The sequence below is a fragment of the Campylobacter jejuni genome (genome assembly GCF_049221745.1).
GTDB lineage: Bacteria > Campylobacterota > Campylobacteria > Campylobacterales > Campylobacteraceae > Campylobacter_D > Campylobacter_D jejuni_E.
In genome coordinates this window covers 24,140-43,940 of sequence record NZ_JBMJAO010000011.1, presented here as the reverse complement: position 1 = coordinate 43,940, position 19,801 = coordinate 24,140, and the positions used below count along the sequence as shown (strand labels likewise).

Annotated in this window: 19 protein-coding genes; 3 read left to right on the top strand and 16 right to left on the bottom strand. The window is 30.2% G+C overall.

Annotated elements, in window-relative coordinates; all coding sequences use genetic code 11:
- Nucleotides 1–127: 127 nt before the first annotated feature.
- A complete protein-coding gene (gene flgS / locus ACOTU8_RS07835) occupies nt 128–1,147 on the bottom strand; it encodes a fla regulon two-component system sensor histidine kinase FlgS (protein ID WP_422342422.1) in 1,020 nt (339 codons plus the stop codon).
- A 3-nt stretch (nt 1,148–1,150) separates the two neighbouring features.
- Nucleotides 1,151–2,029, bottom strand: a complete 879-nt coding sequence (locus ACOTU8_RS07830) for a DUF234 domain-containing protein (protein WP_260628649.1) — start codon at nt 2,027–2,029, stop codon at nt 1,151–1,153.
- 35 nt (nt 2,030–2,064) lie between these two features.
- Here ACOTU8_RS07830 and ACOTU8_RS07825 point away from each other — a divergent pair, with 35 nt between their 5' ends.
- On the top strand, nt 2,065–3,339 hold the full coding sequence (locus ACOTU8_RS07825; RefSeq protein ID WP_260628648.1) for an aminotransferase class V-fold PLP-dependent enzyme: 1,275 nt from the start codon (nt 2,065–2,067) through the stop codon (nt 3,337–3,339).
- On the opposite strand, the gene purU is transcribed toward ACOTU8_RS07825, so the two are convergent.
- The 14 genes from purU to ACOTU8_RS07755 all read right to left on the bottom strand — a co-directional run bounded on the left by purU (nt 3,336) and on the right by ACOTU8_RS07755 (nt 16,018).
- The gene (gene purU / locus ACOTU8_RS07820) at nt 3,336–4,160 is read right to left on the bottom strand and encodes a formyltetrahydrofolate deformylase (RefSeq protein ID WP_422342421.1); all 825 of its coding nucleotides are present in this window, start codon (nt 4,158–4,160) and stop codon (nt 3,336–3,338) included. The genes ACOTU8_RS07825 and purU overlap by 4 nt on opposite strands.
- Complete coding sequence (cca, locus tag ACOTU8_RS07815) at nt 4,157–5,275, bottom strand: CCA tRNA nucleotidyltransferase (RefSeq protein ID WP_422342420.1); 1,119 nt, start codon at nt 5,273–5,275, stop codon at nt 4,157–4,159. Before cca ends, purU begins: the two co-directional genes overlap by 4 nt.
- Nucleotides 5,244–5,735, bottom strand: coding sequence for an effector protein CiaD (gene ciaD / locus ACOTU8_RS07810; protein ID WP_260628645.1), 492 nt, complete (start codon nt 5,733–5,735; stop codon nt 5,244–5,246). Before ciaD ends, cca begins: the two co-directional genes overlap by 32 nt.
- Nucleotides 5,732–5,977 (bottom strand): tetratricopeptide repeat protein, encoded by a 246-nt coding sequence (locus tag ACOTU8_RS07805; RefSeq protein WP_002852648.1) that lies wholly within the window; start codon nt 5,975–5,977, stop codon nt 5,732–5,734. Before ACOTU8_RS07805 ends, ciaD begins: the two co-directional genes overlap by 4 nt.
- An 81-nt stretch (nt 5,978–6,058) precedes the next feature.
- A complete protein-coding gene (gene tatA2, locus ACOTU8_RS07800) occupies nt 6,059–6,232 on the bottom strand; it encodes a Sec-independent protein translocase subunit TatA2 (protein ID WP_260628643.1) in 174 nt (57 codons plus the stop codon).
- A 12-nt stretch (nt 6,233–6,244) separates the two neighbouring features.
- Complete coding sequence (gene napD, locus ACOTU8_RS07795) at nt 6,245–6,583, bottom strand: chaperone NapD (protein WP_002867967.1); 339 nt, start codon at nt 6,581–6,583, stop codon at nt 6,245–6,247.
- The gene (gene napL, locus ACOTU8_RS07790) at nt 6,576–7,490 is read right to left on the bottom strand and encodes a WD40 repeat domain-containing protein (RefSeq protein ID WP_422342419.1); all 915 of its coding nucleotides are present in this window, start codon (nt 7,488–7,490) and stop codon (nt 6,576–6,578) included. The genes napD and napL overlap by 8 nt, the downstream gene beginning before the upstream one ends.
- 4 nt (nt 7,491–7,494) lie before the next feature.
- Nucleotides 7,495–8,019 carry a nitrate reductase cytochrome c-type subunit gene (gene napB / locus ACOTU8_RS07785; protein ID WP_260628641.1) on the bottom strand — a complete coding sequence of 175 codons (525 nt, stop codon included), beginning with the start codon at nt 8,017–8,019 and terminating at the stop codon, nt 7,495–7,497.
- The gene (napH, locus tag ACOTU8_RS07780; RefSeq protein ID WP_260628639.1) at nt 8,016–8,798 is read right to left on the bottom strand and encodes a quinol dehydrogenase ferredoxin subunit NapH; all 783 of its coding nucleotides are present in this window, start codon (nt 8,796–8,798) and stop codon (nt 8,016–8,018) included. Before napH ends, napB begins: the two co-directional genes overlap by 4 nt.
- Nucleotides 8,795–9,535: a ferredoxin-type protein NapG gene (napG, locus tag ACOTU8_RS07775; RefSeq protein ID WP_260628638.1), complete on the bottom strand. Its 741-nt coding sequence runs from the start codon at nt 9,533–9,535 to the stop codon at nt 8,795–8,797. Before napG ends, napH begins: the two co-directional genes overlap by 4 nt.
- Before the next feature lie 17 nt (nt 9,536–9,552).
- Entirely contained in the window at nt 9,553–12,327 is a 2,775-nt protein-coding gene (gene napA, locus ACOTU8_RS07770; protein ID WP_260628637.1) for a periplasmic nitrate reductase subunit alpha, read from the bottom strand.
- A 247-nt stretch (nt 12,328–12,574) separates the two neighbouring features.
- Entirely contained in the window at nt 12,575–13,102 is a 528-nt protein-coding gene (gene tpx, locus ACOTU8_RS07765) for a thiol peroxidase (protein ID WP_422342418.1), read from the bottom strand.
- 97 nt (nt 13,103–13,199) lie between these two features.
- A complete protein-coding gene (gene peb2, locus ACOTU8_RS07760; RefSeq protein ID WP_422342417.1) occupies nt 13,200–13,940 on the bottom strand; it encodes an AcfC family adhesin PEB2 in 741 nt (246 codons plus the stop codon).
- A 47-nt stretch (nt 13,941–13,987) separates the two neighbouring features.
- Nucleotides 13,988–16,018, bottom strand: a complete 2,031-nt coding sequence (locus tag ACOTU8_RS07755; RefSeq protein ID WP_422342416.1) for an ATP-dependent helicase — start codon at nt 16,016–16,018, stop codon at nt 13,988–13,990.
- A 127-nt stretch (nt 16,019–16,145) separates the two neighbouring features.
- Here ACOTU8_RS07755 and ACOTU8_RS07750 point away from each other — a divergent pair, with 127 nt between their 5' ends.
- Nucleotides 16,146–17,165: a hypothetical protein gene (locus tag ACOTU8_RS07750; protein WP_422342415.1), complete on the top strand. Its 1,020-nt coding sequence runs from the start codon at nt 16,146–16,148 to the stop codon at nt 17,163–17,165.
- 23 nt (nt 17,166–17,188) lie between these two features.
- Nucleotides 17,189–19,801, top strand: a complete 2,613-nt coding sequence (valS, locus tag ACOTU8_RS07745; RefSeq protein WP_422342414.1) for a valine--tRNA ligase — start codon at nt 17,189–17,191, stop codon at nt 19,799–19,801.

Here is a 19,801-nt window from a genome sequence, read left to right as displayed (position 1 = left end):
GAGTTATCATTGATGCTAAAGATACTCATATTAATTCCTTGATTTAGATTTTTTTGCCTTCAACCTAAATATATTAAATAATATAAGCAAGATCTGTTCCTGTTTTGGAGTGAAGAGAAAATATTTATCACACCAAAGGTAAGGTAAAATAAAAATTCTTAGGATCGCTTTGAAAACTTAACTCTCCCTTATGAGCGTTTATGATTTCTTTAGAAAGAGACAAGCCAAGCCCATTGCCTTTAAGTTTTGTTGTTTTAAAAGCTTCAAAAACCAATTTCTCATCTTTTATTTCACAACCATTATCATACACTCTGATGCATATCTTTTCATTATCACAACTTGCTAAAATTTTAATCATAGGCTTTTCACATTCACTTTCTTCTATCGCATCAATAGCATTATAAATCAAATTTTGCAAAACCAAACCAAGAAGAGCTTTATCAGCACAAATCTGCTTATCCAAAAAAGATATTTCAAAGTCTATTTGAGAAGTAAAATTATAAGAGTTAATGGCACTTTCACACTCTTCTTTTAACTCTAAAAGATTAAAATTTAAAGCATTGATGTGTACACCCTTAGTAAAAAGCAAAGTTGAATTTACGATACGCTCCACTCTAGCAATAGCCCTTTGGATTTCAAGAACTATATGCTTATTTTTAAGCTCGCTACGAGCAAAAAGGGTTGAAGCGAGTAAAGATATAGATCCAATAGGATTTCTTATCTCATGCGCCAAATGAGCCGCTACGCTACCCATGCTTGCAAGCCTTTCATTGCGTTTTTCATCGCTAATATCTGTAGCTGAAACTATAGTTTTTTCATTATGTGCTATGATTTTTACCGCATAAAACCTACCTTCAAATTCAAGCTCATCACGAATTTTATCAAGACTAATAATGCTAAGTAATTTTGGATTTTTCAAGGCTTCTTGATTTTGTAAAATAATATTTTTTTCTTTATCTAAAATCCAAAGCGCACTAGGCAACACCTCTATAATCTCATCAACCATTGCGCGTAAGGAGTTATAGTTTTCATTTAAAGTTTTATATTCATTTTCTATTACATAAGTTTGTTCTATAAGACTTTCTAATCCTTTTTGTAGGGTTTCCTTTTCATTTGAGTCTAAACTTTTTAAAATATTTTCATTCATTTATTATTCCTCTAATAAAATCTTAAAATCATTCAAATCAAGTAAAAGCAAATTCTGTTCGCATATTTTATCAAATTCCTTACTAAAACCATTTTTTGAGATTATAATATAATAATTTGGAGCCAAATTTAAAGACTTTGCTTTTGATTTTAAAAGATTCAAAATATTTTTACAAATTTTTTTATTTTTAAATTTAACTTCTCCAACAAAACACAAATTTTCATCTTGATAATAAAGATCAAGTTCTAAATTCTTATCCCAGTAACTTTGTACTCCATTGATATTGAATTTTTTCTCAAGCAATTCTCTAGAAAGCTGTTCAAAACAAAAACTTTGATAAAGTTCAAATTTTTCCTTAATGCATTCTAAAACTTCTTTATAACGATTTTGCAAAATAAGCTTTTCGTTAGGCTTTAAAAAATAAAAAAAGAAACGAGTAAATTGGTTGCTAAATATAATCTTATCTTGGACAACATAAGATCTTAGTTCTTTTTTGATTTTTTGTCTTTTATCTTTTATTTTTTTAGTTTCCTTGCTATACTCAAGTTTTATTATACCTGTTTCTAAAAGATATTTAAGTGTAGATAAAGCTTTAAAATGCTGAATTTTTCTATTGATAGAAAAACGTTTACGATTGTTTTTAGCCAGTAAAGTAAGAGCGTAAGAACTTGTTTCATCCAAGGCGAAATAACTTTTAATTTTTAGATAATCATCAAGCAAAATTTGCTCTATATTTGTAAATACATCGTCTTCAAAATTTAAAATGTTTAATTTTTTAAAACCTTCAAACACACTATAAAAATCAAAAAGCTTATTTAAAGACAAATTCTTATACAAACCTACAAAGTTCTTAAATTTTATATTTTTCCTTTTATAAAGCATTTTTATAGTATAATTTTAGCAAATTTTTATAAGGATTGTATTTGCAAATTTCAGATTTAAAAAAAGAATTGATCTTAAAAAAAGGTATTTTGCATTTTGACTTCACAGCAAGTGCTTTAGCCCTAAAATGTGTAGAAAAAGAAATTTCAAAAATTCTTCCAACCTATGCAAACACGCATTCTGATAGCTCTTTGAATTCTTTTAAAACTCAACAAATTTACGAACAAGCAAGAAAAGATATAAAAAAAAGTTTATCACTAGATGAAAATTTTGCCCTTATAGCTTGCGGAACAGGATCAAGCAGTGCTATTAAAAAATTTCAAGAATTGATCGGCATCTACATTCCTCCTCTTGTAAAAGAAAGATATTTTACGCAAATTGATAAAAATACTTTACCTTTAGTTATCGTAGGGCCTTATGAACATCATTCTAATGAACTTTCATTTCGAGAAGGCTTGTGTGAATGTATTAGAATTCCCTTAGATAAAAATGGAGAAATTGATTTTGATTTTCTAGAAAAAACTTTACAAAAAAACAAAAAAAGAAAAATAATCGCTAGCTTTTCTTTAGCTTCAAATGTTACTGGGATATTAAGTGATTACAAACGCATTTCTGAAATGGTTCGCAAATTTAAAGGGATGATTGCTTTTGATGCATCTAGTTTCATTCCTTATAAAAACATATCTTGTCAATACTATGATGCATTGTTTATAAGTTCTCATAAATTAATCGGTGGTATTGGCGGTTCTGGACTTTTAGCCATCAAAAAAGATCTTTGCGGAAACAAGCCTAGCTTTGCAGCAGGTGGAACTGTGGGTTATGTTTCTCGTACTTCTCAATGTTATCTTTGCAATGAAGAAGCCTTAGAAGAAGGAGGAACACCTGGAATTTTACAACTCATCCGTGCTAGCTTAGCTTTTAAAATCAAAGATTCTATAGGGGTTAAAAATATAGAAAAAAAAGAAGAAATTTTAAAAGATTATTTTTTTGAAAAACTAAAAACTATACCTAATTTAATTTTATACGCAAAGAATTTAAAAACCCGATTACCTATTTTTGCTTTCAATATCAAAGGAATTTCTCCTTTTGATATCGCTTACGAACTTAGCAAAAAATACCACATAGAAACACGCGCTGGATGTGCTTGTGCTGGGCCTTATGGTCATGATTTGCTAGGCTTAAAAGATAATCAAAAACTTAAAACAAAACCAGGTTGGTTAAGAATAAGTTTGCATTATACGCATGAAAAAGAGGATATTGATTATTTTTTTAATGCCTTAAATAAAACCATAGTAAAATTATCGCATTAAAATATTATAGTTTTATTATTATATATAAAAATTCTATCCTCAAAAACTAAATCAAGTGCTTTTGAAAGAACATCTTTTTCTATATTTCTACCTGCTTGCTGCATATCTTGCCAAGTAAATTCATGGTTTACAGGTAAAACAGCTTGAGTGATAATAGGACCTTCATCAAGATTATTATTTACAAAATGCGCCGTAGCTCCAATTATTTTAACCCCTCTTTCAAAGGCTTGTTTATAAGGATTTGCTCCTATAAATGCAGGCAAGAAAGAATGGTGAATATTTATAATCTTGCCTTCAAAATGCCTAACAAAATCAGGAGATAAAATTCTCATATATTTTGCCAAAACCAAATAATCAAATTTATATCGTTCAAGACATTTTAAAATCTGATTTTCTTGCTCTTTACGATCTAAATTTTCAGCACTGATAAAATGATAAGGAATTTCAAATTTCTCAACTAAATCCTTTAAAGAGTTGTGATTTGAAATCACAGCTTTGATATTTGCTTCAAGTTCGTTACTATAATGCTTTATTAGCAAATCTCCCAAACAATGACTTTCTTTAGTAGCAAAAACAACAATATCTTTTTTTCTCTTCTCGTAAAGCTCTATCAAGGCTTCTTGTCCAAGCATAGCCTCAAGCGTTCCTATAAAAGCTTCTTTATCAAATTCACCTTCTAAAAGAGCACGGAAAAAAAACATTTCTTCGCCTACAAATTCATCGTTTTTTACTATATTGATATGATATTTAAAAATAACATCAGAAATTCTATAAATTAAACCTTTTTGATCTTTGGTGCAAATTTTTAATACAGAAATCATTTAGCTAAACCTTTTATATATTCTTTTAATTCATTCTCTCTTGCTTCTTGAAGCTTTAAACCAAGAATTTTACCACAAAATCCAGCATTTATGAAATCTTTTGCTAAAATTTTACTTTCAAACTTATTCTCATAAAGCCTTAATTTTTTAGCTTGCTCAATACGCTTTTTACTCCAAAGTCCAAGCCACTCCTTCAAAGGCATTTCAAAAGCAATTTTTGCCAGTTCAAAATCACTTATATCATCAAGATAAAAAGCTTGATTTGCGTATTTTAAGTATTCTTTTTTAAGTTTAGTTCTTTTAAAAAATATATCTTTTTCTAAATTAAAAAAATTCAAATACAAATACAAGAATAAAGCATCACTTTTTACAAATTCTCTACTTTGTCTGAGTAAATTTTGAAATTCCAAACTCTTAAAAACACTCTCAAAGCCAAAAATCTGTTTTTCTAAGCCAAGTTCTTGCAAATATCTATAGCCGACATCAAGTCTAGAACTTTTAAAGAATTTATAAAGCTCCGCATTGATCCTATCTTTGCTAAGATCGGTTATACTCATACTTTGCATCAATTTCAAGCTTTCGCCAGTTATCTTAAAATTAAATCTTGAAGCAAATACTACCGCTCTTAATACTCTTAAACTATCCTCTTGAAAGCTTTGTTTATCAATATATCTTAAAAAGCCTACCCCTAGATCTTTTAATCCTCCATAAAAGTCTAAAAACTCATCGTTAAAAAGATTAATCATCATAGAATTTATGGTAAAATCGCGTCTTTTGGCACCAAGTTTTTCATCATTGCAAATTTGAATTTCAAAACCTTTATGTCCATAGCTTATTTTGTTTTCGGTTCTAGCAAGAGCTAAATCATAATTTTTAAACTTATACACAAAAAAACTTTTTCCAAAGCCTTGTGCACCCAATTTTTGCATAATCTTTTCAAAATCTTTAGGTTTTATATCATAAAGCTCTATATCATAGTCACAAATTTTTAAGCCTAAGAACAAATCTCTAACGCTACCTCCAACCAAATACGCTCGTTTGGTATGAGGCTTTAAAAACTCAGCAATAAACTGTAAATCGGGGTTATTTTTTAAGCTTATCTTCGATATTTGCAAGTAAAAACTCTAAAAAATTTATAGTCAAGTTTAACCTATTTTCAAGATCATCTTTTTTTATACTATTTAAACCTTCAAAAAGAACTAAAATTCTCTCTCTAAGATGTTTTAAAAAAATATCCTCATTAAGCGTTTGAACCTCTGTCATAACACTAGGATTTAAAATTTCACTTTGTAAAAAAGGCTCTTCTTTTTTAAACTCTTTATTTTCCTGAGTAGAAATTTCAATATTATTTTGTACTTTTTGCCCTTCTCCAAGTTTTGCCATAGAAATTTTATCTTCTAAATCTTGCGGAGTATTAAGCTCTTCGCATACAAACTCCATAGGTGGTAATTCATCTTTTATTTCAGTTTTTCTGCTTAATTCTTGTTCTTTTAAAATTTCATTTTGTCTTCTTTGCTCTTCCATGATAGAACTAACTTCACTAATGGTTCTCTTAGCTAAATCTTCTAAATTCATATTTTTATCAACCACCTTTTAAATTCATTGATTTCTTCATCGCTTTTCATGTTAATAAAAAAATCCAGCATTTGAGTGTTTAAATCTTTATGCTTGGATCTAAAACCACTAAGACGACGAACTGCATCAATAGCGTTTTGATTATTAGGATCTTCTTTTAAGATATTTTTATAAATTTCTAAAGCTTCGTCTTTTAACCCTTGAGCCTCATAGATAGAAGCTTCAGTGACTGTATTTTTCATCGCTATTTCCTAAAATTTTTCTTTAATTCTAGCAAAAAGCTTTTTAATTTATCTTTAAGAAAATAATATGATTCTTAATATCTATTTCGTTTTAAACAATTTTTCTATATATTCTCTTCTTTCTTTTTCTAAGCTAGAGTTTAATTCTTTTTGTTCTTTTTTAACTTGCACTTTTAAATCTTGATTTTTAAAATACACATAATCGACTCCAAAAATAACACCAATTATAATAAGCAATGGGATTAAAAATACCATATACTTTGCACTTTAAGAAAATTGATTAAATACACTACCATAGTAGCGAATATTCTCAGCATTTTCATTTTTTTCTATCGTTTCTATTGCACCACTATTGATTGCTTTTTGGATATCATCATTTAAATCTTGATAAGAAAAAACCATATTAATACTGATAATATTTGGCAATTTCTCAAGCATTTTATAAGAGTTTAATTCATCTTCTAAATTTTCACTTTCAATCACAACTATAATCTTTTCATTTTCACAAAGTTCTACAGAACAAAAAGGAATTTCAGATATAGCCTTTTTTAAATCATTTATATATTCTTCTTTTGCTAAAATCAAAACACTAGAAAGATTATTCATCAATACTCCTAAACATTATACTATCACCAAAGCCTGAAATGATAAAATCTTTATTGTTTAAAAAAATAATAAACTCACTCATCAAATTTTCATTATTAAAAGTTTTAACAGGCTTAAAATCACTTATACTAAAAACTTCACTAATTCCAGCTTCATTATCGCTATAAACAGCCAATTCCCCATTAGGACTTAAGGCACAGGTATATATCAAAAAATCTTTTTGTAAAAAATTTTGCTCTTCATTTTTTACAACTCCTATACGCCTATCCGTTCCGCAGCTTAAAATAACATTATTTTTAAAATCTACTTGATAGATATTATCTTTATGCATTTTATTATAGTTTTTTAACATCTTCCAATTTTTCAAATCAAAAAGTTCCACTTCACCACTCTCAAAACCTGCAACTAGTCTACTCTTATCTTCATTTAAAACTACATCATTAAGACTAGAATGGGAAAATTTAAATTTTTTTATATTTTTTAAACTTTTGTCAATCAATTCTATTTCAGAACCAATAGAAATCAAAAGATAAGTATTTTCATTGATAAAAAATGCTTTTATTATACTATTTTCTTCGAGCTTTTTGATTTGTAAATTTTCCTTATAAAAACTTAAATTTTTAGCACCAAAATCACCCTCGCTAAGTATTAAAAGTGTATGTTTAAAAACATCAACGTTGTAAATTTTAGCAAAATCATTACCATAATAATTTTTAATCTTTGGTAAAGATAAAAGTTCTTTTAAACTTTTATCTTTAATGTTATATTGTAAAATTTCACCTTTATCAGTGCCTATATATAAGTTTTGCTTATCAAGCTTTAAAGCTGTTATATTGGCATTTAATTTCAGCTCATAAGCATAAGACAAAACACAAAAAAGACTCAAAATAAAAAGAAATTTTTTCATTTATTTACTTTACACCCTCATTAATCACATCAATTAAATTTGAACGACTTTTTAATTGTTCATTTTTAAATTCAGGTTTAAAGCTATTTCCCACTAAAGGTTTTGCATCACTTTGTGGAACATGACACTGAGTGCAATTAAAACGACTATCGCTAATCATATCTCCTGTGGTTTTATTGTGTCTAAAATCATAATAATGACTAGCAGGAAGTGGAGTTGCACCAGCATCTGCTGCTATAGCCTTATCATGGCAGCTTAAACACATATTGTTATCTTTGGTTATAGGCAATAAATCTTCAATAGCATGCGGAATTAATGGTGGCGCATTTTCATAAGAACGCTCAAAACGAGTAGATTCCCCAGGCTGCAAAGTTGTGAAATTTGCTTCCACTAAATTTACTTTATTTTCATTTTCTAAACTTACTTTTCTAAGTCCAATTTGTTCCGAACTTATTCCACTATTCATTGCACAAGCGGCAAAAAATACCACTGCAGCACTTCCTAATAAAACCAATTTCTTCTTCATCATTTATTCCTTAAATCAAAAATATTAAAATTCAAAGCATCATCATTACAAACTTCTATACATCTTGCACACCTTATACACTCTCCTGATTTCACACTAGTGCTTTCTTTTCCAACCATCCACAAAACCTGTTTTTCAGGACAAATACGGATACATTCATAACATTTGGTGCATTTATCACTATCATGCTTTATTTTAAGCAAAGCAAAACGAGAAATAAAAGCATAAAAAGCTCCTAGTGGACAAAAATGTGAACAAATTGCCCTAGGACTTAAAAAAGTATCGATACAAAAAAGTATAAAGGCTACAAAAATCCAAGAACTTGTAGCAAAAATAATCCCTCTATGTATCATTCCTATATAAGAAAAACTTTCAAACACAGGCAATGAAAATACAAAAGAAAGGATTAAAACCAAGACCAATACAAAATAGCGTAAATTTTTAGGCAAAATTAAAAATTTATTATTAAGGGTTAGTTTATTTCGCACAAAAGCAGCAAAATCCGTGATTAAATTAACAGGACAAACCCAAGAGCAAAAAACCCTTCCTAAAAGCAAACCATAGATAAAAAATATAATCAAAGCTCCTATTAAAGCCATTAAATCTATACTCCAGCTTGCTAAAATGATTTGCAAAACCGCAAAAGGATCGCTTAAAGGTATGGTATTAAAAAGTTTAGAAGAACTTAAATTTCCCTGCAAGATAAAATCTGCGGCTTTAAAGCTAAAAAGCGCTAAAATTCCAAGCTGAACGATGCGTCTAGCAATTAAATACTTCATCACAGTTCTCCATCATTTAAATAATTGGTTGCTTTTTTAGCATCAAAATGTTTTGAAGTATCTGCATTTTTTATACGACCTTCATCTTTTTCATCCCAGCCTTTTACATAATGCGAACCTGCTTTTCCCAATACATACTCCCTTGGCAAAACACGAATGGCCGGTTTTTCAGTAATACAAGCAAGTTCACAAAGCCCACAACCTACACACACTTCATGATCCACGCTAGGTAGTAAAAAAGCGTGCTTGGCGGTGCGTTCATTGCGTTTAAGCTCAAGTTTTAAAGCCCTATCTATCAAAGGACAAGCTCTATAACAAGCATCGCATTGAATTCCCCAGTGTGCCACACAAGAAGCACTATCAACAATAGCAATACCTATTTTCAAAGATTCTATACCCTGCTCTAAATGCTTTTTATCTAAAGCATCAGTTGGACATTCTCTAATGCAAGGAATATCCTTACAAAGATAACAAGGAATTTCTCTTGCCTTAAAAAAAGGCGTACCATTTTTTGGACTATCTAACAAACTAGCAAGCTTTAAAGTATCATAAGGACAGGCCTTTACACAAAGCCCACAACGAATACATTTGCTTAAAAACCTAGCTTCATCTTCAGCCCCAGGAGGACGCAAGGCATAATTATCATCGGCCTTTAAAGCCAAATTAGCCAAAAATCCGCCTCCTGTACATAAACATGCAGCCTTAAAGGCACTAACGAAAAATTCTCTTCTACCTTTCATTTAATCAAAACCCTAAATTAAGCCTTATAAATTTTTACAGCACATTTTTTAAAGTCAGTTTGTTTTGAAAGCGGACAAGTCGCATCCAAAGTAACTTTATTGATATATACATTTTCATCAAACCACGGCACATACACAAGCCCTACAGGTGGTTTGTTTCTTCCACGCATATCTACTCTTGCTTTTACTTTACCGCGACGAGATTCTACCCAAACCAAATCTCCTTGATTTAAACCTAATTTTTCTCCATCTTTTTCACTCATATAACAAAGTGCTTCAGGTACAGCGCGATAAAGCTCAGGTACACGCATAGTCATAGTTCCACTATGCCAATGCTCTAAAACTCTTCCTGTTGCAAGCCAGAATGGATACTCTTTACTTGGTCTTTCAGGTGCTTTCATAAATGGCCTAAAGAAAATTTTAGCCTTATTTTTAATACTGTGCTCTTTTTCATCTTTAGGAGCTATTAAATCCCCATTTGTAAGCATTTTGTTAAAATCACCATAGAAAGCAAAATCTGAATTTGGAGCCGCTTTTTTAGCATAGTAATCAAATTTGGTATTAAATCTCCATTGAGTTTCTTTACCGTTAACTACAGGCCATCTTAAACCCCTTACTTTATGATAAGTATCAAAGTCAGCTAGATCATGGCCATGTCCTAAGCCAAACTTACGATATTCTTCCCAAAGATACTTTTGAATAAAAAAGCCATAACCTGTAAATTCTTTTCCATCGCTACCTTGAATTTTTCTTTCATCACCTTTAGCATCGGTATTATCAAAACCTTTTGCAATAGCGTCATTTGGATTAAAGCTTTTTGCTTCTTTATTGGCGAATAGTACATCAAAAAGTGTATCATCTTCGCTATAACCCATAGCTTTTGCCTCTTCTAAAACGCTTGGCAAGGTAAGTTTATCATCTACTTTTTGTTCTTTCCAAACTTCTTTAAGCTTAAAGCGTTTCGCAAATTCTAAAATTTGCCAAGTATCACTCATGGCAGCACCTACAGGTAAAACTTGTTGTTTCCAATGTTGAGTTCTTCTTTCAGCATTACCATAAGCACCCCATTTTTCATAAATCATAGCACTTGGTAAAATAAGATCAGCTACTTTTGCTGAAATTCCAGGATAACAATCACTTACAACAATAAAATTATCCATTTCTCTTGCTGCTGCGATCCAGTGATTTGCATTTGCAGTGTTTTGCCATGGATTATTCACTTGCACCCATACAAATTTAATTTTTCCATCTTCTAAATCTCTCATGATATTAAGATAAGGAGAGCCTGGTTTTGGGTTGATGGTTTTTGCAGGAACTTTCCAAATTTTTTCCGAAATTTCCCTATGCTTTGGATTTGCTACAACCATATCTGCAGGCAAACGATGTGAAAAAGTTCCTACTTCCCTAGCTGTTCCACAAGCACTTGGTTGTCCTGTTAAAGAAAAAGCTCCACTACCTGGTTTAGCTTGCTTTCCTAGTAAAAAATGTACCATATAAGCTTGTTCATTTACCCATGAACCTCTTGTATGTTGATTAAAGCCCATAGTCCAAAAACTCACCACTTTACGATTTTTCTCTATATAAAGATTAGCTAATTCTTGAAGTTTTTTCTTAAAATCTTCTAAAGATTCATTATCGTCACCTTTGGCTACTTTTGCAGTGTATTCCAAAGTATAAGGCGCTAAACCTTTTTTAAATTCTTCAAAAGAAATTTCCCAGTTTTTATCAGCTACGGCCTGATGTTTCATTTCAAATTTATCACCCGCTTTAACGCCAAGATAAGATAAAGAAGCAGCCTCTTCATCATCTAAGGTGATCACATTTTCTTTTTCAACTGTATCTTTTTCACTTTCTTTAAATTTTGGATGATTTGGATTATTTCTCATACCATAACCAATATCAGCATAACCAGTTGCAAATACGCAGTGATCTTTGATAAATTTCATATCCATAGCCTCTGGATGATTATAAACAATCTCTCTTGCTATGTAGTTCCAAATAGCCAAATCTGTATTTGGTTTGAAAATGATTTCAATATCAGCAATATTTGAAGTACGATTTGAATAAGTACTCAAATTAACAACTTTAACTTTATCAAGATTGCTTAATTTTCTATCACTTACTCTTGACCAAAGGATTGGGTGCATTTCAGCCATATTAGCTCCCCAAGTAATAATAGTATCTGTAAGCTCTATATCATCATAACAGCCTGATGGCTCATCTACACCAAAAGTTTGCATAAAACCAACTACTGCAGAGGCCATACAATGTCTTGCATTTGGATCGATATTATTTGTTCTAAAACCCGCTTTTGCAAGTTTTAAAGCAGCATAACCTTCTTGGATAGTGTATTGCCCACTACCAAAAATCCCTATACCTGTAACACCGAGTTTATTGTAGGCTTTTTTAAATTGTTTTTCCATTTCATCAAAGGCTCTTTGCCAAGAAACTTGTTGAAATTTGCCTTTTTTATCAAATTCGCCCTTTTCATTCATGCGAAGCAAAGGCATAACAAGACGATCTTCACCATACATGATCTTAGCATTAAAATAACCTTTGATACAATTAAGTCCACGATTTACAGGTGCTGCAGGATCACCTTTTGTTGCTACGATTTTTCCATCTTTTCTAGCTATCATAATCCCACAGCCAGTTCCACAAAACCTACAAACAGCCTTATCCCATTTCCAATCTTCTTCTTGTGCTCCAAGCATAGAACTTGGAACACTAAGCCCTGCAACACTAGCAGCGCTTACAATAGCGGTATTTTTAATAAAATCCCTTCTATTCATCCTTATTCCTCCAAAATAAAAAAATCATCTTATTATAAAAAATGGAGTATAAAAATCTCTTGAAATTTTAATAAAAATAATAATTTTAAAGCTCTATTTTATAGGAGTTTTATTGTCCTTTTTTATTATTCTTACACAAAATAAATATTAAATATAATCAACTTAACAATTAAAATATAATCAACTTAAAATAATAAAAAAATGAAGATGTAAAAATTAAGCCCTAAGAATGGGCTTAATCAAAAAATTAATGGCAACCACAACCACCGCAGCAGCTAGAACCACCAAAAAATGCATCAAGTTTTGCAATATCTGGCATTTCTGTGATTTCATTTACAAGTTCTTTATATGCCACTTTACCCTCTTTAATCACAAATACAGCACGAGCTAAAAGTCCCTCTAAGGCACCTTCATTTATCAAAACACCATATTTTTCACCAAAATCTTTTGCTACAAAATCACTTGCAACACTTAAATTTTCAATACCTTCTGTACTGCAAAATCTTCCCATAGCAAAAGGCAAGTCCATGCTTACTACAATCACTTCAGCACCATTGTAACTTGCTACTTTTTTATTAAATTCTCTAGCTTCCGTAGCACAAACTGGTGTATCTAAGCTTGGAACACTTAAGATGATTTGAGTTTTGTCTGCTGCACCGATTTCAATCACGCTTAAATCTTTAGTTTTAAGATTTACCTTAGGAGCATCTACTCCAACTTCTACTGAATTTCCTTTAAGTTTTACAGGATTTCCTTTAAAATTTACTGTACTCATTTAATTTCCTTTTTTGATATTTTAAACATTATTACAATTAATGTTTTAGGAGTGATTATATCCTATAAATATTAATTATTTTTAATTTCATTGAAAATTATTTTACTTCTTTCCAAGTATATTTTTTCCACACTTTTTGAGCTTCCTTGCTTTTAATAAAATCTACAAATTCTAAAGCTTTTTTGTTTTCTAAACCTTTTTTTGTAGGAGCTATTTCAGCTGCACGATAAATCACTGCTTTTTTATCTTTGATAAATAAAGCTTTATCATCACCTAAAGCCTTTGCCCAATGAGACCAAATGATTAAAGCATCAATATTTGGATTGTTATTCCACTCATCTACGGCAGCTTTAGAATTTTTAGCATAAATTTTTATATTTTTACGTAATTTTACCAAATTTTCTCTTTTTGCACTTTTTAAAGCCATATCTTCATAAAGTCCAACTTGTCCTGCACCATCAACCACCATAACATTTACGCCATCTTTTAAAATATCTTCAAAATTTTTAATATTTTTTGGATTATTTGGACGCACGATAATACCTGATGGACGCACATTTAAAACGCTTAAATTTTCCAAACTTAAACCTGGAATTTTTTTAGCAAAATCATCCATCATTGAAGTATTGCCTGAAAAAATCAAATCTGCATTTTCTTTTGCTTTATCTATCCAAGCTGGAGTTGGACCTGCGGTTACAATCACCTTTTCTTTTGTTTTTTCTTCAAATTTTAAAGCAAGCTCTTTTAGTACAGGAGCAGGACCACCTGGACCATAAACTAAAATTTCAGCATTTAAAAAACTTGCTGCTGCTAAACTTAAAATTAATATTTTTTTCATAAAATAAACCTTTCTTTATAATATAACTTACTTGAAAGGAAATTTTATCAATCCATAGTTAACTCTCCCTTACAAAGCCCTGCTTCTATAAGAAAACGAGAAGGAGCGAAAGAAGTTTTTTTGTTTTTATCATATTTAGCATAGCTTAAATAAAGCATATTTTTTGCCCTAGTTACTGCAACATAAAAAAGTCTTCTTTCTTCTTCTAAGCTTCCACCCATTCCCATAAGCTTTTGATTGGGAAAGCGACCTTGTGCAAGATCAATCACAAAAACAAGATCAAATTCCAAGCCCTTACTTGCATGTACGCTAAGTAAATTAACTCCTTTACCACTACTCATTTCGCTTGCACCTAAAGTTAGAAAATTATAATACTTATAAATATCGCTATAATTTTTTGCGAGCTCTTTTAAGACATTGAATTTTGTTTCTATTTTTTCTAAATTTTCACTCTTTCTTAATAAATCCACCTGCCCTGTTTTATTCGTCGCTCTTTTGGTTGCAAGTTCTTCGCAAATTTCTCTATAAAAAGAATTTTCGCAAATTAAATTTACTAAAGTCAAAGAATGTTTTATTTCCATAGCTTTTTTTAAAAAAAGATAGATTTTTTCCAAATTTCTAGCACACAAATCATTGATTTTTGAAAGTCTTAAAATAGGATGTGCATCAAATTCGCTCTCAAATTTAAAACGAGTTTCGCTGGCTAATTCTTCTAAGTCCGCAAAAAGTCCAAGTTGATAATTTCTTTTTTGATGATTTTGCAAATTTACATTTTTATCAGGATCTAAAAAACCTTTTATTAAATTTCCATGCCCTAATTTCAAAAGTGCGTCAAAAATTTCTTTTGCTAAAACTCCACCCACACCTTTGGTGTATTGAACCAAATGGATAAAAGCCATGATATCTTTAGGATTTACCACAAGCGCAAGCATAGCGCTAAAAGCTTTAACCTCCAAACTTTCAAAAAAACTTCCACTTCCCTTTCTCACACTTGCAATGCCCTGCTCCCTTAAAGCTACTTCGACCCCATCAGCACTTGAGTTGTTGCGAAAAATCACGGCAATTTCTTCCAAACTTACTCCGCTTGTAAGTATCATTTTAGCTATATTTTGATACTGATCAAATAATTCTTCAAAAGTAAGCAAAGATGGGGCTTTAAACTCATCATTTCTTGTAACAATAAGTTCTTTTGGGTATAATCTTTCATTATTTAAAATCACTTTATTAGCCAAAGCTAAAATACTTCTTGATGAACGGTAGTTTTTATTTAAAGAAAAAATTTTTGCATCTTTAAAACGATCTTTAAATCCACCTATGATATTAATATCAGCTCCATTAAAAGCATAAATACTCTGATCATAATCCCCCACGCAAAACAAACTTTTACTATGAAAAGCCTCTATTAAAGAACTTTGCAAAGTATTTGTGTCCTGATATTCATCTACTAAAATTTCATCAAATTCATATTTTTCTTCTTTTAAAAGCTCTTTTAGATTGATAAGTAAGTCATTAAAATCCACATAATTAAAACGCTTTTTTTCATTATCATATTCTTTTAAAATATCTTCATAAATTTCAGCATAAATACTTTGATCTTCATAGTTTTGACAAAACCAAGTATAAAAATCTTGATTGTATGCTTTATTTTGAAACAAAGAATAAAGATCGTATAAATAACTTGATTGATAAGGTTTTATATCGCTTAAATGCCTAAAAGTCCTTTTTTCATAGACACTTTTAAGTAAAGTTTTTAACTCACTTGCTTGTTTTAAGGCTATATTTTTATCCGCATTTCTAAGTAAGGTATAAGCTGTACTATGAAAAGTTCCTGCAAGTATTTTACTGGTAATATTTTTATCAAAAAATTTCCCCAAACGCCCTATCATTTCTTTACTGGCTTTGTTTGTGAAAGTTAAAAGCATGATTTTTTGTGGTGCCACTCCTTTACTCAAAAGATAAGAAATTCTTGCAACAATAGTAGAAGTTTTTCCCGTCCCTGCACTTGCAATGACAAGATTGTGTCCAAAATCAGCAGTAGCGGCAAGATATTGTTCATTATTTAATTTTGAAAGCGGCATTATTTTCCTTATAAAAGTTAAAATTATAAAAAAAATTACTTAAAAATATAAAAATTTAAAATTACTTTATATTAGATTATAGTACAATGCTAAAATTATTTAACTTTCTGTTTTTAAGGGATAGCAAATGAATTTGAAAATTTTTTCTATTATTGTTGGCATATTAATTGCTGTTATTGTAATATTAGGTGGAACATATTATTATCTTTTTGAATATTCAAAACCAAAGAATTACACCTTAAACGCCAACACTTACACCGAACAAAAATCGCATACCAATAACTACGGTAATTCCTATTCACCCTCGATCCAAACCAATAATAGCTCATCAGATGTAAATATTAATAACAATACCATCCAAAAGCAAGAAACAAACCTATTAGATGAAAATCAAAGCTTAAATAACAATACATTTAATACATCAATAAGCGAAAACAATCAAAGCTTAAATAATAACACCAATACAAGTAATAATATTAATACAAATGAAAATAAGCAAATTTTAGATACGAATAAAGAAAAATTAAAACAAGAAAATAAACAAGCCAAAATAGAAGCTCTTAAAAAAGAAATCAGCAAACAACAAAAGATCTTAGAAAGAGAAAGGGCTGTAAAAAAAGAACTTCAATCAAACAAATCAAACAAAAATAAATATCTAAATACCGCTAGAGAGTATCTAAGCATAGGAAAAAACAGTCGTTTAGAACCTGAGCTTAGCACAGAAAATATGAAAGTTTATATTTTAGATGGAAAATTTTTAAGCCAATACAGAATCAATCTGTTAAAAGATATGCTAAGCGTTATACAAGATAATGCAAAAGATTATTATCTAAGTATTTTTGTTAAAATGCTACCAAAAGGGGAAATGAAATTAACTATCTATAACAAAGAAATTATTTTTTCGGATATGAAAAAAGCTTATAAATATATTAGTTTAGATAGATTAAGCCCATATTTAAACAATCCAAAAGAATTAAATGAACATGTAGCACGTGAAGAAATTTTAGAAAGACTTAAACTTCAAATTAAAAAAGATGGCAAAGGAAGTGATTTTTCTAAACATATCAAAAGTTTGAAAACTGGACTCAATACAGCACAATATTTCTTCCCGTTTTGTGAAATTATAGAAATTAGCTCTATTAAATAAGCTAAAACAATAAAGGCAAATTAATGTATGATAAAAATTTAGAAAAAGAGTATTATCAAATTTGCGAAGAACGCGGATATTTTGAGATCGATGGCAATAAAACCATACAAGAAAAAGATAAAAATTTCTGCATTATGATGCCTCCTCCTAATGTCACGGGAGTTTTACACATAGGACATGCTTTAACTTTTACTCTACAAGACATTATAACGCGTTATAAAAGAATGGATGGCTACAAGGTTCTTTATCAACCAGGACTTGATCACGCAGGCATTGCTACTCAAAATGTTGTAGAAAAACAACTCCTTGCTCAAGGCATTAAAAAAGAAGAACTAGGTAGAGAAAAATTTATAGAAAAAGTCTGGGAATGGAAAGAGCAAAGTGGTGGAAAAATTTTAGACCAAATGAGAACACTAGGCATCACTCCTGCATGGAGTCGCTTGCGTTTTACTATGGATGAAGGTTTGGTTAATGCCGTAAAAAAAGCCTTTGTGGAACTTTATGATAAAAAACTTATTGTGCGTGGAAACTACATGATCAATTGGTGTACTCACGATGGCGCTTTAAGCGATATAGAAGTTGAATACAAAGAAAACAAAGGAAAACTTTATCATATTAAATACTTTTTAAAAGATAGTGATGAATTTTTAGTAGTAGCCACAACACGCCCTGAAACTTTTTTTGGCGATACTGCAGTTATGGTGCATCCTGATGATGAACGCTATACTAAATTTGTGGGCAAAGAAGTAATTTTACCTATAAGCAAAAAAGCTATTAAAATTATAGCTGATGAGCATGTAGAAAAAGAATTTGGAACAGGAGTTGTAAAAGTTACTCCTGCGCACGATATGAATGATTATGAAGTAGGACTTAGACATAATTTAGAATTTATAAGTATTTTTGATGAAAAAGGAATTTTAAATGAGCATTGTTTAGAATTTCAAGGTTTAGAACGTTTAGAAGCAAGAGAAAAAATCATAGCCAAACTTGAAAGCCTTGGTTTTATAGAAAAAATAGAAGAGCATAATAATCAAGTAGGATATTGTTATCGTTGCAATAATATAGTTGAACCCTATATCTCCAAGCAATGGTTTGTAAAAAAAGAAATTGCCCAGGAAAGTATAGAAAAAGTTGCACTTGGTCAAAGCAAATTTTATCCAAATCACTGGATTAATAGCTTTAATGCTTGGATGAAAGATTTAAAAGATTGGTGTATTTCAAGACAACTTTGGTGGGGACATCAAATTCCTGTGTATTATTGTGAGTGTTCACATGAATGGGCAAGCCAACATACGCCTAAAACTTGTCCAAAATGCCAAAGTCAAAATTTCAAACAAGATGAAGATGTGCTTGACACTTGGTTTTCTTCAGGACTTTGGGCTATGAGTACTTTAGGTTGGGGAAATGAAAACTGGGGCAAAGATATAATTTGGTCTGAAAATGATTTAAAAGATTTTTATCCCAATTCTTTACTTATCACAGGTTTTGATATTTTATTTTTCTGGGTAGCTAGAATGATGTTTCAAAGCACTAATGCTTTACATCAACTTCCTTTTAAAGATATTTATTTACACGCTCTTGTAAAAGATGAGCAAGGTAGAAAAATGAGTAAAAGCCTTGGAAATGTTATCGACCCAAATGAAAGCATTAAAGAATATAGTGCTGATATTTTACGCTTTACTTTGGCACTTCTTGCTATACAAGGACGTGATATTAAACTTAGCAATGATAAACTTTTACAAGTTAGAAATTTTACAAATAAAATTTCTAACGCTACAAATTATCTGCTTTTAAATGAAAGTAAATTTGAAGATTTAGAAAATATCACACTTCATTCAGAATTAGCAAAATATATCTATGCTAAATTTCAAACTTGTGTTAAAGATGTAAGAGAAAATTTAGACAATTATCGCTTTAATGATGCGGCTAATACCCTATATAAATTCTTTTGGGATGATTTTTGCGATTGGGGTATAGAGCTTAGCAAAGCAGAAAAATCAAGTGTTAAAGAACTTGGTAGTATTTTCAAAGAAGCTTTAAAACTTTTAAATCCTTTTATGCCTTTTATCAGCGAGTATTTATACCACAAACTAAGCGATACAGAGCTTAAAACAAGCCCTTCTATTATGATAAGCAAATATCCAAAATTTAAAGAACAAGATAAAAATATAGAAAAAATCTTTTCTTTACTCATAGAAAGCATAGTTGGTATCCGCCGTGCTAAAAGTTTAATCGATCTTGGAAATTCTAAAATAGAAAAAGCTTATATTAAATTTAATGATAAAAAAGTTAAAGATCAAATCAAAACTTATATGCATTTTATCATGATGCTCGCAAAATGCGAGCAAATAGAATTTATTGAAGAAAAATTATCAAAAGCCGTATGTGATGTTAGCGAGAATTTAGAAATTTTCATTACGCTTGAAAATGTTGATTTAAGTGGTATTTTAACAAGACTTGAAAATCAAAAAAATAAACTCGAGAAAGAAAGCTCCAAACTTAACTCCATGCTTTCAAATGAAAAATTCATTGCTAACGCACCTAAAGAGGTGATTGAGCAAAATAAAGAAGCTCTAGAAAATTTAAAAATTCAACTTGAAAAAATATCAGTTGAACTTCAAAATCTAAGAGGTTAA

Coding starts and splice junctions, on each gene's coding strand:
- napA (WP_260628637.1), bottom strand. CDS start 12,327: ATGAATAGAAGGGATTTTATTAAAAATACCGCTATTGTAAGCGCTGCT.
- napB (WP_260628641.1), bottom strand. CDS start 8,019: ATGATGAAGAAGAAATTGGTTTTATTAGGAAGTGCTGCAGTGGTATTT.
- ACOTU8_RS07755 (WP_422342416.1), bottom strand. CDS start 16,018: ATGCCGCTTTCAAAATTAAATAATGAACAATATCTTGCCGCTACTGCT.
- napG (WP_260628638.1), bottom strand. CDS start 9,535: ATGAAAGGTAGAAGAGAATTTTTCGTTAGTGCCTTTAAGGCTGCATGT.
- ciaD (WP_260628645.1), bottom strand. CDS start 5,735: ATGAATTTAGAAGATTTAGCTAAGAGAACCATTAGTGAAGTTAGTTCT.
- tatA2 (WP_260628643.1), bottom strand. CDS start 6,232: ATGGTATTTTTAATCCCATTGCTTATTATAATTGGTGTTATTTTTGGA.
- napD (WP_002867967.1), bottom strand. CDS start 6,583: ATGAATAATCTTTCTAGTGTTTTGATTTTAGCAAAAGAAGAATATATA.
- napL (WP_422342419.1), bottom strand. CDS start 7,490: ATGAAAAAATTTCTTTTTATTTTGAGTCTTTTTTGTGTTTTGTCTTAT.
- flgS (WP_422342422.1), bottom strand. CDS start 1,147: ATGAATGAAAATATTTTAAAAAGTTTAGACTCAAATGAAAAGGAAACC.
- purU (WP_422342421.1), bottom strand. CDS start 4,160: ATGATTTCTGTATTAAAAATTTGCACCAAAGATCAAAAAGGTTTAATT.
- ACOTU8_RS07750 (WP_422342415.1), top strand. CDS start 16,146: ATGAATTTGAAAATTTTTTCTATTATTGTTGGCATATTAATTGCTGTT.
- peb2 (WP_422342417.1), bottom strand. CDS start 13,940: ATGAAAAAAATATTAATTTTAAGTTTAGCAGCAGCAAGTTTTTTAAAT.
- ACOTU8_RS07805 (WP_002852648.1), bottom strand. CDS start 5,977: ATGAAAAATACAGTCACTGAAGCTTCTATCTATGAGGCTCAAGGGTTA.
- tpx (WP_422342418.1), bottom strand. CDS start 13,102: ATGAGTACAGTAAATTTTAAAGGAAATCCTGTAAAACTTAAAGGAAAT.
- valS (WP_422342414.1), top strand. CDS start 17,189: ATGTATGATAAAAATTTAGAAAAAGAGTATTATCAAATTTGCGAAGAA.
- ACOTU8_RS07830 (WP_260628649.1), bottom strand. CDS start 2,029: ATGCTTTATAAAAGGAAAAATATAAAATTTAAGAACTTTGTAGGTTTG.